This window comes from Caulobacter sp. CCNWLW153 (assembly GCF_036889365.1).
In the GTDB taxonomy this organism is placed as follows: domain Bacteria; phylum Pseudomonadota; class Alphaproteobacteria; order Caulobacterales; family Caulobacteraceae; genus Caulobacter; species Caulobacter radicis.
Map to the genome: position 1 here is coordinate 1 of NZ_JBAKFV010000015.1, position 12,730 is coordinate 12,730.

General features: G+C 70.3%; 13 protein-coding genes. 4 read left to right on the forward strand and 9 right to left on the reverse strand.

Annotated elements, in window-relative coordinates:
• Positions 1–216: 216 nt before the first annotated feature.
• From V6S85_RS20780 to V6S85_RS20795, 4 genes are all read left to right on the forward strand, one after another.
• Complete coding sequence (locus tag V6S85_RS20780; protein WP_334350104.1) at positions 217–951, forward strand: ABC transporter ATP-binding protein; 735 nt, start codon at positions 217–219, stop codon at positions 949–951.
• Positions 948–1,706 (forward strand): ABC transporter permease, encoded by a 759-nt coding sequence (locus tag V6S85_RS20785; RefSeq protein WP_334350105.1) that lies wholly within the window; start codon positions 948–950, stop codon positions 1,704–1,706. Before V6S85_RS20780 ends, V6S85_RS20785 begins: the two co-directional genes overlap by 4 nt.
• Positions 1,707–1,829: 123 nt before the next feature.
• Positions 1,830–2,621: a hypothetical protein gene (locus tag V6S85_RS20790; protein WP_334350106.1), complete on the forward strand. Its 792-nt coding sequence runs from the start codon at positions 1,830–1,832 to the stop codon at positions 2,619–2,621.
• Complete coding sequence (locus V6S85_RS20795) at positions 2,621–3,712, forward strand: DUF2336 domain-containing protein (RefSeq protein ID WP_116568901.1); 1,092 nt, start codon at positions 2,621–2,623, stop codon at positions 3,710–3,712. Before V6S85_RS20790 ends, V6S85_RS20795 begins: the two co-directional genes overlap by 1 nt.
• 116 nt (positions 3,713–3,828) lie before the next feature.
• Here the strand turns inward: V6S85_RS20795 and V6S85_RS20800 are convergent, their stop codons facing one another.
• The 9 genes from V6S85_RS20800 to trmD all read right to left on the reverse strand — a co-directional run bounded on the left by V6S85_RS20800 (position 3,829) and on the right by trmD (position 12,472).
• Complete coding sequence (locus V6S85_RS20800) at positions 3,829–5,751, reverse strand: methyl-accepting chemotaxis protein (protein ID WP_334350107.1); 1,923 nt, start codon at positions 5,749–5,751, stop codon at positions 3,829–3,831.
• A gap of 102 nt (positions 5,752–5,853) precedes the next feature.
• Positions 5,854–6,906 carry a 3-isopropylmalate dehydrogenase gene (gene leuB / locus V6S85_RS20805; protein WP_116564912.1) on the reverse strand — a complete coding sequence of 351 codons (1,053 nt, stop codon included), beginning with the start codon at positions 6,904–6,906 and terminating at the stop codon, positions 5,854–5,856.
• Between the two features lies 1 nt (position 6,907).
• Positions 6,908–7,210, reverse strand: a complete 303-nt coding sequence (locus V6S85_RS20810; protein ID WP_116564910.1) for a putative quinol monooxygenase — start codon at positions 7,208–7,210, stop codon at positions 6,908–6,910.
• 138 nt (positions 7,211–7,348) lie between these two features.
• The gene (leuD, locus tag V6S85_RS20815; protein ID WP_334350108.1) at positions 7,349–7,957 is read right to left on the reverse strand and encodes a 3-isopropylmalate dehydratase small subunit; all 609 of its coding nucleotides are present in this window, start codon (positions 7,955–7,957) and stop codon (positions 7,349–7,351) included.
• Between the two features lie 12 nt (positions 7,958–7,969).
• Positions 7,970–8,899 carry a hypothetical protein gene (locus tag V6S85_RS20820; RefSeq protein WP_334350109.1) on the reverse strand — a complete coding sequence of 310 codons (930 nt, stop codon included), beginning with the start codon at positions 8,897–8,899 and terminating at the stop codon, positions 7,970–7,972.
• Entirely contained in the window at positions 8,896–10,329 is a 1,434-nt protein-coding gene (gene leuC / locus V6S85_RS20825; RefSeq protein WP_334350110.1) for a 3-isopropylmalate dehydratase large subunit, read from the reverse strand. The genes V6S85_RS20820 and leuC overlap by 4 nt, the downstream gene beginning before the upstream one ends.
• 430 nt (positions 10,330–10,759) lie before the next feature.
• Complete coding sequence (locus tag V6S85_RS20830) at positions 10,760–11,224, reverse strand: hypothetical protein (protein ID WP_116564904.1); 465 nt, start codon at positions 11,222–11,224, stop codon at positions 10,760–10,762.
• A 124-nt stretch (positions 11,225–11,348) separates the two neighbouring features.
• The gene (rplS, locus tag V6S85_RS20835) at positions 11,349–11,732 is read right to left on the reverse strand and encodes a 50S ribosomal protein L19 (RefSeq protein WP_109100148.1); all 384 of its coding nucleotides are present in this window, start codon (positions 11,730–11,732) and stop codon (positions 11,349–11,351) included.
• 2 nt (positions 11,733–11,734) lie between these two features.
• On the reverse strand, positions 11,735–12,472 hold the full coding sequence (gene trmD, locus V6S85_RS20840) for a tRNA (guanosine(37)-N1)-methyltransferase TrmD (protein ID WP_334350111.1): 738 nt from the start codon (positions 12,470–12,472) through the stop codon (positions 11,735–11,737).
• Positions 12,473–12,730: the final 258 nt, after the last annotated feature.

A 12,730-nucleotide genomic window follows, 5' to 3' on the forward strand; every position in this document is an offset into this window, starting at 1 on the left:
GCCGCCCCGGACCAATTGGATCTCCACGTCACGGCCACCCACCTTTTCCCGCACGACCAGAGCCCAACCGGGGTCGGGGGGGGGGGGGGGGGGGGGGGGGGGGGGGCGGGGGGGGGCGGGGGGGGGGGGGGGGTGGGCCCGGCCGGCTTCTGAGCGGCGGTCGCCCCCTCCACCGGCTTCGCCGGTCCCCCTCCCCCGTTGCACGGGGGAGGAGAATTGAACGCGATCGCCTCCCTCTCCGCCGTCGAGGTCGACTACCCGCGCGGCCGGGCGCTGGGGCCAGTCGACCTGTCGCTGGCCGCCGGCGAGGTGGTGGCGCTGGTCGGGCCGTCGGGGTGCGGCAAGTCGACGGCGTTGCGGCTGCTGGCCGGGCTGGAGGCGCCGACGCGCGGCAGCGTCACCCGGGCGGCCGGCAAGGGCGAGACCTCGGTGGTGTTCCAGGCCCCCACCCTGGCGCCGTGGATGAGCGCCGCGGCCAATGTCGCCCTGCCGCTGGAGCTGGCCGGCATGCCCAAGCGGCAGGCCCGGGCCAAGGCGCGCGAGGCGCTGGCGAAGGTCGGCCTGGACGGAGCCCAGGACGCCCGGCCGGCCCAGCTGTCGGGCGGCATGGCCATGCGGGCCTCGCTGGCCCGGGCCCTGGTCACGGCCCCTCGGCTGCTGCTGCTGGACGAGCCCTTCGCGGCCCTGGACGAGATCACCCGCCGAGCCCTGGCCGACGACGTGCTGGCCCTGTGCGCGGCGCTATCGCCGGCCGTGGTGTTCGTCACCCACAATGTCGAGGAGGCCGTCTACATGGCCGGCCGGGTGGTGGTGCTGACCCCGGGGCCGGGCGTCGCGGCCGGCGAGGTGATGGTCGAGGGGCCGCTGGTGCGGCCGGCGGGGTTTCGCACGACGGCGGCGTTCCGCGAGACCGTGGAGGCGGTTTCCGCGCTGCTGGAGGCCGGCCGATGACCCGCCGCCTGGCTCCCATCCTGTTCGTGGCCTTCCTGCTGGCGGCCTGGGAAGGCGCCTGCCGCGCCCTGCACGTGCCGGCCTACCTGTTGCCGGCGCCGTCGCAGGTGGCCAAGGCCCTGGTCGAGGCCGGGCCGCTGCTGGCGCTCAGCGCCTGGGGCACGCTGTCGACGGCGCTGGCGGGGCTGGTCCTGGCCGCCGTCATCGCCCTGGCCCTGGCGTTCTGCGCGGCCCTGAAGCCGATCGTCGAGGACGCCTTCGCCCCCGTCGCGGCGATCCTGCAGGTGACGCCGGTGATCGCCATCGCCCCGCTGGTGACCATCTGGGCCGGCATCGACCATCCCGGCCGGGCGGTGACGGCGCTGGCCGCCGTGATCGCCTTCTTCCCGATCTATTCGGGCGCGATCGCCGGGCTGAAGGCGGCCGACCCGGACCTGTCGCGCCTGTTCGACCTGCACGGCGCCAGCGGCTGGCAGCGGCTGTGGCGCCTGCGCCTGCCCTCGGCCCTGCCGGCGATCCTGGAAGGGCTGAAGGTCGCCGCCGGTCTGGCGCTGGTGGGCGCGGTGGCGGCCGAGTTCGTGGCCGGCTCGGGATCGAGCCAGGGCCTGGCCTGGCGGATGCTGGAAAGCTTCAACCGCCTGCAGACCGCGCGGGGCTTCGCGGCGCTGGCCGTGCTGGCCGCCATGGGCGTGGCGCTGCACGCGGCCCTGGCCGCGGCCGAGGCCCGGCTGCTGGCCTGGTGGCGGGGGCGGTAAATCCCTCTCTCGAAGAGAGAGGGATTTCGGTCGCATCCCCGACCGTGCCCACGGCGCCGTTAGGCGGCGATTAAGCGGCGTCGGCTAGGGTTCGCAGACTGACAAGACTCCGTCCGGACCGGCATGCGCCTCGTTCTGCCCCTGCTGCTGCTCGCCAGCGTCGCCGTTCCGGCGCACGCCGAGGACGCGCGCGAGAGCCGCTACGGGCCGCGCAGCCCGCGCGCCCAGGCCGCCGCTTCGGCCTATCGCGGGCCGATGCTGGGCTGGGCCGGCAAGGTGGAAGCGCCCACGGCGCCGCAAGCCGCGCAGACCGCTTCCCGCGCCGTCGAGCGCCCCGCGCCGATCGCCGCCTGGGCCGGCTACGCCAACGCCCCGGCCGCGCCGCCGCCCCCGCAGCAGGTCCAACCGCAGCCGCGCTACGGTCCGCAAGGCCCGCCGCGGGTTGCGCCTGCGCAGGTTCCCCAAGGCGCCCTGCCGACCAGCCTCTACAGCCCGCCCGTGGCCGCCGCCCCGATCGCGCCCGCCGCGCCGCGCGTCTATCCCTCGAGCGAGCTGGCCGGTGGACCGCCGCCTGTCCAGACGCCGCAGCCCCTTCCCCTCCCCCTCCCCGCCCCGGCGCAGGTCGCCGCCGCGCCGGCCTACGCCAATCCGCGCGCCGCCGAGGGCCTGGCGCCGCGCACCTATTCGGTGGGCCGGATGTTCGGCCTGACCCCCGACCAGATCGCCGCCCCCGGCCCGCCCAACACGGTGCTGATGGCGGTCGACCCGGCCGCCGTGGCCACCGCGCCGGCTGACGACGAGCCCCAGCACGGCTCGGCCGACTGGCTGGCGGAGGCCGCCCGGGACGCCGGCCGGGACATGTCGACCTCGGCGTCGCGGAAGAAGAAGACCACCGCCCAGGAGAGCGATTTCTGATGCTGCAATCGCGGCTGCATGACCTGATCGCCCTGGCCGACGAGCCCTCCAGCGCCAAGCGGCGCGAGCTGCTGCGCGGGGTGACCGACCTGTTCTTCACCGCCGACGACCACGGCGCGGTGGAGATGGGCCTGTTCGACCAGGTGATGGGCCAGCTGGCCGGCGAGATGGAAGAGGCCGTGCGCGTCGAGCTGGCCGAGCGCCTGGGCCAGTCGGCCGCGCCGCCGCCGAGCCTGACCCGCAACCTGGCCGCCGACAGCATCGCCGTGGCCCGCCCGATCCTGACCGGCGCGACCCCGCTGTCGGACGCCGACCTGCTGCACGTGGCCCAGACGCAGGGCCAGGAGCACCTGCGGGCGATCTCCAGCCGGGCCCACGTGCCCAGCGCCGTCTCCGACGCCATCGTCGCGCGCGGCGACGACGACACCCTGGGCGTCCTGATCCGCAACGAGGGCGCGCAGCTGTCGCGCGCCGCCCACGAGACCGTGGTCGACCGCGCCGCCGCCAACCCGGCCCTGCACGAGGCGGTGATCGACCGCCAGAGCCTGCCGATCGACCTGCTCAACGAGATGTATTTCGTGGCCGAGGCGCGGCTGCGCGACCGGATCATGGCCCGCAACGAGAGCGTCGACCCGGCGGTGCTGGAGGCGGCCCTGGCCGCCGGCCGCAACCGCCTGGCCGCCCGCGACGGCGCTCTGCCCGCCGACTACGACGCGGCCATGCACGAGCTTGGCCTGATCAAGGCCCGGGGACGGATCACGCCCCAGGCCCTGGCCAGCATGCTGCGCGCCAAGCAGACCAGCCTGTTCCTCTGCGCCCTGTCGGACATGGCCGACATCGACTTCCACACCGCCCGCAAGATCCTCGAGCGCAAGGAGCTCGACGGCCTGGCCGTGGTCTGCAAGGCGGCCGACTTCGACCGCGCCCTGTTCCTGACCTTCGCCCTGCTGATCCTGGATCCGTCCGACGAGGTAATGGGCAAGGCCAAGGCGTACGGCGAGCTCTACGCCGCCCTGCCCCGCGAAAGCGCCCTGCGCACCATCCGCTTCTGGCGCCTGCGCCGGACGACGGGCGCGGTGGCGGCGGCCTAGGAAAACCTGACCCCTCTCTCGAAGAGAGAGGGGTCAGGAACGAAAAAGGGGAGCGTCCGTAGACGCTCCCCCTCCGGCCCTACGGGCCACCTCCCCCGGAGGGGGAGGATCAAGTCCTAGAACTCTTCCCAGCTGTCGACGGCCAGGGCGGCCGAGCCTTCGGTGGCGAAGGCGGCGGCGCGGGCCTGGGCGGCGCGGGCGGGACTGGCGGCCGGGCGCGAGGCCGGGGTGGCGGCCCGGGGCGCCGAGGCGGCCATGGCGGCGCCGGCGACCTTGAAGCGGCCGACCTGCACGGCCAGCTCGCCCGCTTCGCCCTTCAGCGAGTGGGTGGCGGCGGTGGCTTCCTCGACCATGGCGGCGTTCTGCTGGACCACCTGGTCCATCTGGTTCACCGCGACGTTCACCTGGTGCAGGCCGGTGGACTGCTCCTGGGCGCTGGCGGCGATCTCGCCGACCAGGGCGTCGATGCTGGCCACCTGGTCGACGATGGCGCGCAGGGCCTCGCCGGTCTGGCCGACCAGGGACACGCCGGCCTCGACCTGCTGGGTCGAGGTCGAGATCAGGCCCTTGATCTCCTTGGCCGCTTCGGCCGAACGCTGGGCGAGCGCGCGGACTTCCTGGGCGACGACCGCGAAGCCCTTGCCCGCGTCGCCCGCCCGCGCCGCTTCCACGCCGGCGTTCAGGGCCAGAAGGTTGGTCTGGAAGGCGATCTCGTCGATGACGCCGATGATGTTGCCGATCTGGCCCGAGGACTGCTCGATGCTGGCCATGGCGCCGACCGCCTGGTCGACGATGCGACCCGAGCGCTCGGCGCCGGTGCGGGCGCCGGCCACCAGGCTGGAGACTTCCTTGGCGCCCGAGGCGGTCTTGCGGACCGTGGCGGTGATCTGGTCGAGGGCCGCGGCGGTCTCTTCCAGGCTGGCGGCCTGCTGCTCGGTGCGGCGCGACAGGTCGTCGGAGGCCTGGGCGATCTCTTCCGAACCGGCGCGGATGCCGCCGGCGGCGCCGTTGATGCCGCGCATGGCTTCTTCCAGGCGGGCGGCGGCGGCGTTGAAGTCGGTCTTCAGCTGTTCGGCGTCGGGGGCGAAGGCGGCGGTGATGCGGAAGGTCAGGTCGCCGTTCGACAGGTGTCCGAGGGCCTCGGCCAGGGCCGACACGGCGATGGCGTCCTCCTGGGCCTTGCGGGCCTTCTCGGCCTCGACGCGGGCGCGTTCGGCCTCGGTCAGGCGGCGTTGCTCGACGGCCTCGTCTTCCAGGCGCAGCTTGTGGATGGCGGCGTCCTTGAAGCTCAGCACGGCCTGGGCCATCTGGCCGACCTCGTCCTTGCGGCCGACGGCCGGGACCTCGATGGTGTTGTCGCCCGAGGCCAGGCGGCGCATGGCGGCGGTCATGGCGGCGACCGAGGCGCCGATGGTGCCCGACAGCATCCAGCCCATCAGGCCGGCGATGACCAGGGCGGCGACGCCGCCGATCACCAGCGACAGGATGGCCATGTCCATGGCCTGCTTCATTTCCTTGGCGCGCAGGGCCACGCGCTCGCTGGCGGCGGCCGTCAGCTCGTCCTGGATGGCGCGGATGTCGTTGAGGCTCTTGCGGCCCATCAGCTCGCCGGCGGCGATGCGGCCCATGACCGGGTCGTTGGCCATGGCGGCCTGGGCCGGCTCGGCGATGGTCTTGCGCCATTCGCCCATCGCGCCGCGCAGGCGCTGGATGCGGGCCTTCTGTTCGGGAACCGTGGTCTTGCCCTCGAAGGCGTCGAGGGCCTTGTCGAACTGGTCGACGCTTTCGGTGTAGGTCTTGGCGAAGTCGGCGTCGCCGAGCAGGGCGTAGGCGCGCAGGGCGTTCTGCTGCTCGAGCACCAGGGTCATCATCACCTCGGCCTCGGTGGCCAGGGAGAGACTGCGCTGGTTGGAGACCGAAGCGGCCTCGATGCGCTGCAGGCTGGTGAACACCACCGCCGAGGACACCACGAAGGCGATGATCAGGGCGCTGAACGCGATCCCCAGCTTCGCCGATATCTTCAGGTCGTTGAAACGCATTTCGCCCAGGTCCCGACTTATCATTTGATGAGTGCAGGAACTGGGCGAAAAAACTTAAGCAGAAATTGTAAAACGCCGAAATAACGGCGCTATTCTACTTATTCAGATGCGACACAATACCGCATCACCCATCTGAACAGTAGACAGTTCACCTCCAAGATCACGGGTGCGCGCGCCCGAATCGAGAGCGCCCTTGACCGCGGCGAGCAGGCGGTCGGCGGCTTCGACTTCCTTCAGGGACCAGCGCAGGGCCATCTCGAACGACAGGATGGCGGCCAGCGGATTGGCCAGGCCCTTGCCGGCGATGTCGGGGGCCGAGCCGTGGATCGGCTCGTACAGGCCCGGCTTGTTGGGATCGCCGATGGCGGCCGAGGGCAGCATGCCCAGCGAACCGGTCAGCATGGCCGCGGCGTCCGACAGGATGTCGCCGAACAGGTTGTCGGTGACGATGACGTCGAACTGCTTGGGGGCGCGCACCAGCTGCATGGCGCAGTTGTCGGCCAGGATGTGCTCCAGCTCGACGTCCGGATACTCGCGCTTGTGCAGTTCGGTGATCACCTGCTTCCACAGCAGGCCCGACTCCATGACGTTCGACTTCTCGGCCGAGTGGACCTTGTTCTTGCGGCCGCGGGCCAGCTCGAAGGCCACGCGCCCGGCGCGCTCGATCTCGCTGGTGGTGTAGAGGGCGGTGTCGTAGCCCTTCTTCTGGCCGTCAGGCAGCACATCGATGCCGCGCGGCTCGCCGAAATAGACGCCGCCGACCAGTTCGCGCACGAACATGATGTCCAGGCCCGAGACCAGCTCGGTCTTCAGGCTGGAGGCGCCGGCCAGGGCCTCGAAGCAGTAGGCCGGACGCAGGTTGGCGTAGACGTTCATCGCCTTGCGCAGGTTCAGCAGGCCGGCTTCCGGGCGCAGGTGGCGCGGGGCGTCGGCCCACTTGGGACCGCCGACGGCGCCCATCAGCACCGCGTCGCTGGCCAGGGCGCGGTCGCGGACCTCGTCGGTCAGCGGCGTGCCGTGGGCGTCGTAGCTGGCGCCGCCGTAGATGGCTTCCTCGACCACCAGGCTGGGCACGAGGGCGGCCGCCACGCGGCGCACCTCCGCGCAGACTTCCGGACCGATGCCGTCGCCGGGGAGCAGGAGAAGCGTAGCCATTTCAGATCTCGCGATAGGCGGAAACGTCGAAGGAGGACATGCGGCGCTCGTACACGCCGAGCTCGGCGCAGGCCGCGCGCCACGCGGCCATATGCGGCGAAGCGCGGTGGAAGGCCAAGGCCGCTTCGTCGGTGAAGTGCTCGAAAACCCGGATCAGCCCCGGATCGAGCGGATCCTCGGTGAGCGCATAGGCCAGGCAGTCCGGCTCGCCCCGCGACCCGGCCACCTGGGCGGCCAGGTGCGGACGCAGGTCTTCGAGACGCTCGGGCGCGATGCGGATGGAGCCGGCGAGGATCAGGGTCATTCTGGAGCTCTCCCCCTTCCCCCTTGATGGGGGAAGGGTCGGGGGTGGGGGTGGAAGCCTGTCAGGATGTAGCGCGAACCGAGCCGCCGCAGTCCCCCCCACCCCGGCCCTCCCCCATCGAGGGGGAGGGAGCGCGCCTCAGTTTTCCAGCCAGGGCTGGCCGATGGCGCGCTTGCTCTCGAACACGTCGATGTCGGTCGCGTGCTGCAGGGTCTCGCCGATGGCGTCGAGACCTTTCAGCATCTTCTCCTTGCGCACCGGATCGATCTGGAAGCTGAAGGTCTTGCCCGAGGGCGAGACCACCGTCTGGGCTTCCAGGTCGACGCTGACCATGTGGTTGCCGCCCTTGGCTTCGTCCATCAGCACCGCGACCTCGTCGGCCGCCAGCACCACCGGCAGCAGGCCGTTGTTGAAGCAGTTGTTGTTGAAGATGTCGGCGAAGCTGGTCGAGATCACGCACAGGATGCCGAAGTCCATCAGCGCCCACGGGGCGTGCTCGCGCGAGGAGCCGCAACCGAAGTTGTCGCCGGCGATCAACACCGACGAGCCCTTGTACTCCGGGCGGTTTAGCACGAAGTCGTCGATCGAATTGCCCGCCGGGTCAAAGCGGAAGTCGAAGAACAGCCCCTTGCCCAGACCCTCGCGCTCGACGGTCTTGAGGAACTGTTTGGGGATGATCTGATCGGTGTCGATATTGGCCAGCGACAGGGGCGCCGCGCGGCCGTCGAGACGGGTGAAGGCTTGCATGTCCAGCCTCTCCTAGTTCTTCAGGGTCTGGGTGATCACCCAGCGCTCGGTGCGGCCGCTGAGCCGGCTCGACCGGGGATCGGTGATGGCGGTCTTGCTCTCGCAATCGGCCCGGACCGGCAGGCCGGTCTTCAGGTTAATCTCGTAGAGGCAGCCGCTGGTGTTCTCGAGCTTGGCGTTGGCCATCATCGCCTTGAAATCGGGCTTTGGCGTCTCGGCCGGCATCTGGGCGATCAGCCCCTGAATGAGCTGGGTGATGACCGCCGTGGCCGATTCCGGATCGATCGACTGGCTCCAGCGCACCACGCCGACGCCACGCGGCTCGTCGATCCGCTCCACGACGACGACGCCATTGGCCTTGATGGGACCGCCGCCCAGCGGGCTGGCGACCTGATCGTCATAGGTGAACGGCTTGCCCACCTCGAGCTCGATGTTGACCGCCGCGCTCAGCATGCCGTCTTCCTTGAGCATCAGGTCGGCCGCCTGCTCGGGGCTCATGCGACCGAACATGCTGGTCATGCCGCCCATCACCTTGACCACGTCGGGGTCGTTCCCGGCGAGGGCCTGCAGGACCTTGGTCATGTCGGCCACGACGGCGGGCCAGTCCTCGATCGCGGTCGGGGCCAGGCTTTCGTCGGCCTTGTAGACATAGGTGCGTGACAGCATGCCTTCGAGCGCCGACTGCACCTTGGCCTGGTTCTCGGCCGGGCCGATCTTGGGCAGCTCGGTCGAGGTCGGCTTCAGGGTGACGCGATAGCCCTCGCCGTCGGCCTCGACCGTCTTGGCGTAGACCGTCCGGCTGGTCAGGGGCTGGCCGGCCTCGCCTTCGCGGAGGTCCTCGCGGGTCTTGACCACGGTCATCTCGATCTGCGCCTTGGCGGGCAGGTCGAGCGGCGCGGCGAAGACCTGGGCCGCGGCGAGGGCCAGGGTCAGCAGACTCATTCGAACAGCGTCCGCACGTCGACCAGGTGACCGGCGATCGCCGCCGCCGCCGCCATGGCGGGCGAGACGAGGTGCGTGCGGCCGCCGCGGCCCTGGCGGCCCTCGAAGTTGCGGTTGCTGGTCGAGGCGCAGCGCTCGCCCGGCTCCAGGCGGTCGGGGTTCATCCCCAGGCACATCGAGCAGCCCGGCTCGCGCCAGTCGAAGCCGGCGGCCTTGAAGATGGCGTCCAGGCCTTCGGACTCGGCCTGTTCCTTGACCAGGCCCGAGCCCGGCACGACCATCGCCTTGACGTGCGGCGCCACCATGCGGCCGTGCAGGAAGGCTTCCTGCACCACGGCGGCGGCGGCGCGCATGTCCTCGATGCGGCTGTTGGTGCACGAGCCGATGAAGACGCGGTCGATGCGGGCTTCGCTGATCGGCTGGCCGGCGGTCAGACCCATATAGTCCAGGGCCCGGTGGGCGGCGGCGCGCTTGTCGGCGGTGCCAAAGCTCTCCGGCTCGGGAACATTGCCGGTGATCGGCACGACGTCCTCGGGGGACGTGCCCCAGGTGACCATCGGCACGAGGGCCGCGCCATCGATGACGACGGTGCGGTCGAAGACGGCGCCTTCGTCGGAGAAGAAGGTCTTCCAGTGGCTGACGGCCATGTCCCAGGCCGCGCCCTTCGGCGCGGCGGGCTTGCCCTGGACATAGGCGAAGGTGGTCTCGTCGGGCGCGACCAGGCCGGCCTTGGCGCCGCCCTCGATGGTCAGGTTGCAGAGGGTCATGCGGCCCTCCATCGTCAGGCCGCGCACGGCCTCGCCGGCGTATTCGATGACGTAGCCGGTGCCGCCGGCCGTGCCGATCTCGCCGATGACGGCCAGGGCGATGTCCTTGGCGGTGACGCCGGGGCCCAGCTGGCCGTCGACGCGGACCAGCATGTTCTTGGCCTTCTTCTGGCGCAGGGTCTGGGTGGCCAGCACGTGCTCGACTTCCGAGGTGCCGATGCCGTGGGCCAGGGCCCCGAAGGCGCCATGGGTCGAGGTGTGGCTGTCGCCGCAGACGATGGTCATGCCCGGCTGGGTGCGGCCCTGCTCGGGACCCACCACGTGGACGATGCCGTTGCGGATGTCGCCCATCGGGAAATACTCGATCCCGTTGTCGGCGACGTTGCGGCCCAGCGTCTGAAGCTGAAGACGCGCCTCCTCGTCGGCCACGGCGTCGACGCCGGCGGCCTGGTTCTCGGTCGGCACGTTGTGATCGGCCACGGCGAGCGTGCGGTCGGGCCGGCGCACGGGGCGACGCGCGGCGCGAAGGCCGGCGAAGGCCTGTGGCGTCGTCACCTCGTGGATCAGGTGCAGGTCGATGTAGAGGATGGCCTCGCCGTCGGTTTCGTTGACGACGTGGGCGTCCCAGATCTTGTCGTAGAGGGTCTTTGTTGCGCGGGTCATAGCGATCCGCATCTAGGCCCGATGGGCGGGCGCGTAAAGCGATGAAACGCCGAAAATCCGCTGTGTGACCGCCACGCAGCGATCGATCCTGCCCCGAGGGGACGCGGAAACAACGTCCAGGCGCACATTTCTTGCCCCGAAGCCTGTCCTGGAGGCGGGAACGCGACGGTCGCCTTGGTCCCCATCCCGGCAGGACGAGGACCATTGAACGCAACCTCGAACGACTAAGGGCGCGCCGGTCGTAGTGACCTGTCGGCGCGCCCTGGCATCGTTTGTACACTCCAGGGGCCGATGGCTCCGCCTGAAGAGGGCCGTCCACTAGAAAGGAGACGGTCTGGAAGCCCGCCGTGTCTGAACAGCGAGGGTGAAATCATCATGCCACAGAACGACGATCCGTCAAGATGCGTGCTTATGCACAAAGCTTGGCCGTTCAGCGGGCCGAGGCCTTGCCGTCCTCCTCGCGGACGCGCTTGAGCAGGCCTTCCCAGGTTCCCTTGGGCACGGGCCGCATGCTGAGCAGGATCTGATCGCCCCGGCCGTCGCAGTTCCAGTCGGCGATCACCAGCCCGGTCTTGGGCACATAGAAGGCGCCGGCGTCGATGACGCGGTCGCCGTCGCGGTCGACATAGAGCCGACCATTGACCTTGTAGAAGGTCATGCCGTGGATCGCCCGGACGAGGTTCATGTTCGAGCGGCGGATCCAGGCGCCGTCGTAGCCGCCGGCGAAGAAGATGCGGATCTCGTTGAGGTCGATCTCCATCCCGCGCCGGCCGTTGGGCGCCAAGAGCTCGGGCTCGTCCCGGGTCCTGGGCAGGTCGGGAAGCGTCACCGGCGCTCCGGCCGCGGCCAGAACCGCGACCGCCAGCAGGCCGGCCGCCTTCGTCATGCGCCGCATGGTCCCCTCCCCGAAGCTCACCCCAGGATTGCACGCAACCCTGGCGAGGAGGCAACCGCAAAAGCAAAAGGCCCCGGCGTTTCCGCCGGGGCCTTCGAACACTTCGCCGTAGCGAGCGAGCTGCTTATTCGGCGTCCTTGCGGACGTTGACGCGCTCGGCGATACGGGCCGACTTACCGCGACGGTCGCGCAGGTAGTACAGCTTGGCGCGACGGACGACGCCGCGACGCTTGACTTCGATGCTTTCGATGCTCGGCGAGAGCAGCGGGAACAGACGCTCCACGCCTTCGCCGAACGAGATCTTGCGGACCGTGAAGCTCTCGTGGACGCCCGTGCCCTGGCGGGCGATGCAGACGCCTTCGTAGGCCTGAACGCGCTCGCGCTCGCCTTCCTTGATCTTCACGTTGACGCGCAGGGTGTCGCCGGGACGGAATTCCGGGATCGCGCGGACGGCCAGCAGACGGGCCGATTCTTCTTGCTCGAGCTGAGCGATGATGTTGATCGCCATGATCATTTCTCCTTGGGCTTACCCGTTTTCGGGCCGCCTTTTGCCTGTTGATTGGCGAGATGCGCTTCCCAGAGATCGGGACGCCGCTCGCGGGTCGTTTCTTCACGCATACTGCGCCGCCACTGGTCGACCTTCTTGTGGTCGCCCGACAGCAGCACCTCGGGGATGTCGAGCCCTTCGAACGTCCGCGGCCTGGTATACTGCGGATGCTCGAGGAGACCGTCCTCGAAGCTTTCTTCCAGCGTGCTCTCGATGTTCCCCAGCACACCCGGGGCCAGCCGAACGCACGCCTCGATCACCACCATCGCCGCCGCCTCGCCACCGGCGAGAACCGCGTCTCCGACGGAGACCTCCTCGAACCCGCGGGCGTCGAGCACCCGCTGGTCCACCCCCTCGAAGCGGCCGCACAGCACCACGACGCCAGGCGCCTTGGACCACTCGCGAACGCGCGCCTGGGTCAGGGGCCTGCCCCGGGCGCTCATGTACAAAAGCGGCCGCCCGCCGATGTCCACGCTGTCGAGCGCAGAGGCGATGACGTCCGCTTTCAGTACGGCTCCCGCGCCGCCACCCGCGGGGGTGTCGTCGAGGAAGCCGCGCTTATCCTTGGAAAAGGCGCGAATGTCCAGTGTTTCCAAACGCCACAGGTCGGCCTCCTTCCAGGCGGTCCCGATCATCGAGACGCCGAGCGGGCCGGGAAAGGCCTCGGGGAACATGGTCATGACGGTGGCGGTGAACGGCATGGGCGCGGTTTAGCGGGATGAGGGCCAATTGTCGAAGGGGGCCGAAGTCGCACGCGAAGATCCTCCCCCTGTGGGGGAGGTGTCCGCGAAGCGGACGGAGGGGGGAGCAGCTGACGACGATCCACCGCCTCGAAAGCTGAAAACGCCCCCCTCCGGCCCTCCGGGCCACCTCTCGCGCAGGGGGAGGATCTTCGTGGACCGGGCTCGCCAGCCGCGACCAACCGCCTTTTTGGAAAACCGGCCCACATCTGCTATATC

What these genes read in the sequence shown, in the direction of transcription:
- trmD (WP_334350111.1), bottom strand. Translation starts at nt 12,472, where the DNA reads ATGCCGTTCACCGCCACCGTCATGACCATGTTCCCCGAGGCCTTTCCC.
- leuB (WP_116564912.1), bottom strand. Translation starts at nt 6,906, where the DNA reads ATGGCTACGCTTCTCCTGCTCCCCGGCGACGGCATCGGTCCGGAAGTC.
- rplS (WP_109100148.1), bottom strand. Translation starts at nt 11,732, where the DNA reads ATGGCGATCAACATCATCGCTCAGCTCGAGCAAGAAGAATCGGCCCGT.
- V6S85_RS20810 (WP_116564910.1), bottom strand. Translation starts at nt 7,210, where the DNA reads ATGACCCTGATCCTCGCCGGCTCCATCCGCATCGCGCCCGAGCGTCTC.
- leuC (WP_334350110.1), bottom strand. Translation starts at nt 10,329, where the DNA reads ATGACCCGCGCAACAAAGACCCTCTACGACAAGATCTGGGACGCCCAC.
- leuD (WP_334350108.1), bottom strand. Translation starts at nt 7,957, where the DNA reads ATGCAAGCCTTCACCCGTCTCGACGGCCGCGCGGCGCCCCTGTCGCTG.
- V6S85_RS20800 (WP_334350107.1), bottom strand. Translation starts at nt 5,751, where the DNA reads ATGCGTTTCAACGACCTGAAGATATCGGCGAAGCTGGGGATCGCGTTC.
- V6S85_RS20820 (WP_334350109.1), bottom strand. Translation starts at nt 8,899, where the DNA reads ATGAGTCTGCTGACCCTGGCCCTCGCCGCGGCCCAGGTCTTCGCCGCG.
- V6S85_RS20790 (WP_334350106.1), top strand. Translation starts at nt 1,830, where the DNA reads ATGCGCCTCGTTCTGCCCCTGCTGCTGCTCGCCAGCGTCGCCGTTCCG.
- V6S85_RS20785 (WP_334350105.1), top strand. Translation starts at nt 948, where the DNA reads ATGACCCGCCGCCTGGCTCCCATCCTGTTCGTGGCCTTCCTGCTGGCG.
- V6S85_RS20830 (WP_116564904.1), bottom strand. Translation starts at nt 11,224, where the DNA reads ATGCGGCGCATGACGAAGGCGGCCGGCCTGCTGGCGGTCGCGGTTCTG.
- V6S85_RS20795 (WP_116568901.1), top strand. Translation starts at nt 2,621, where the DNA reads ATGCTGCAATCGCGGCTGCATGACCTGATCGCCCTGGCCGACGAGCCC.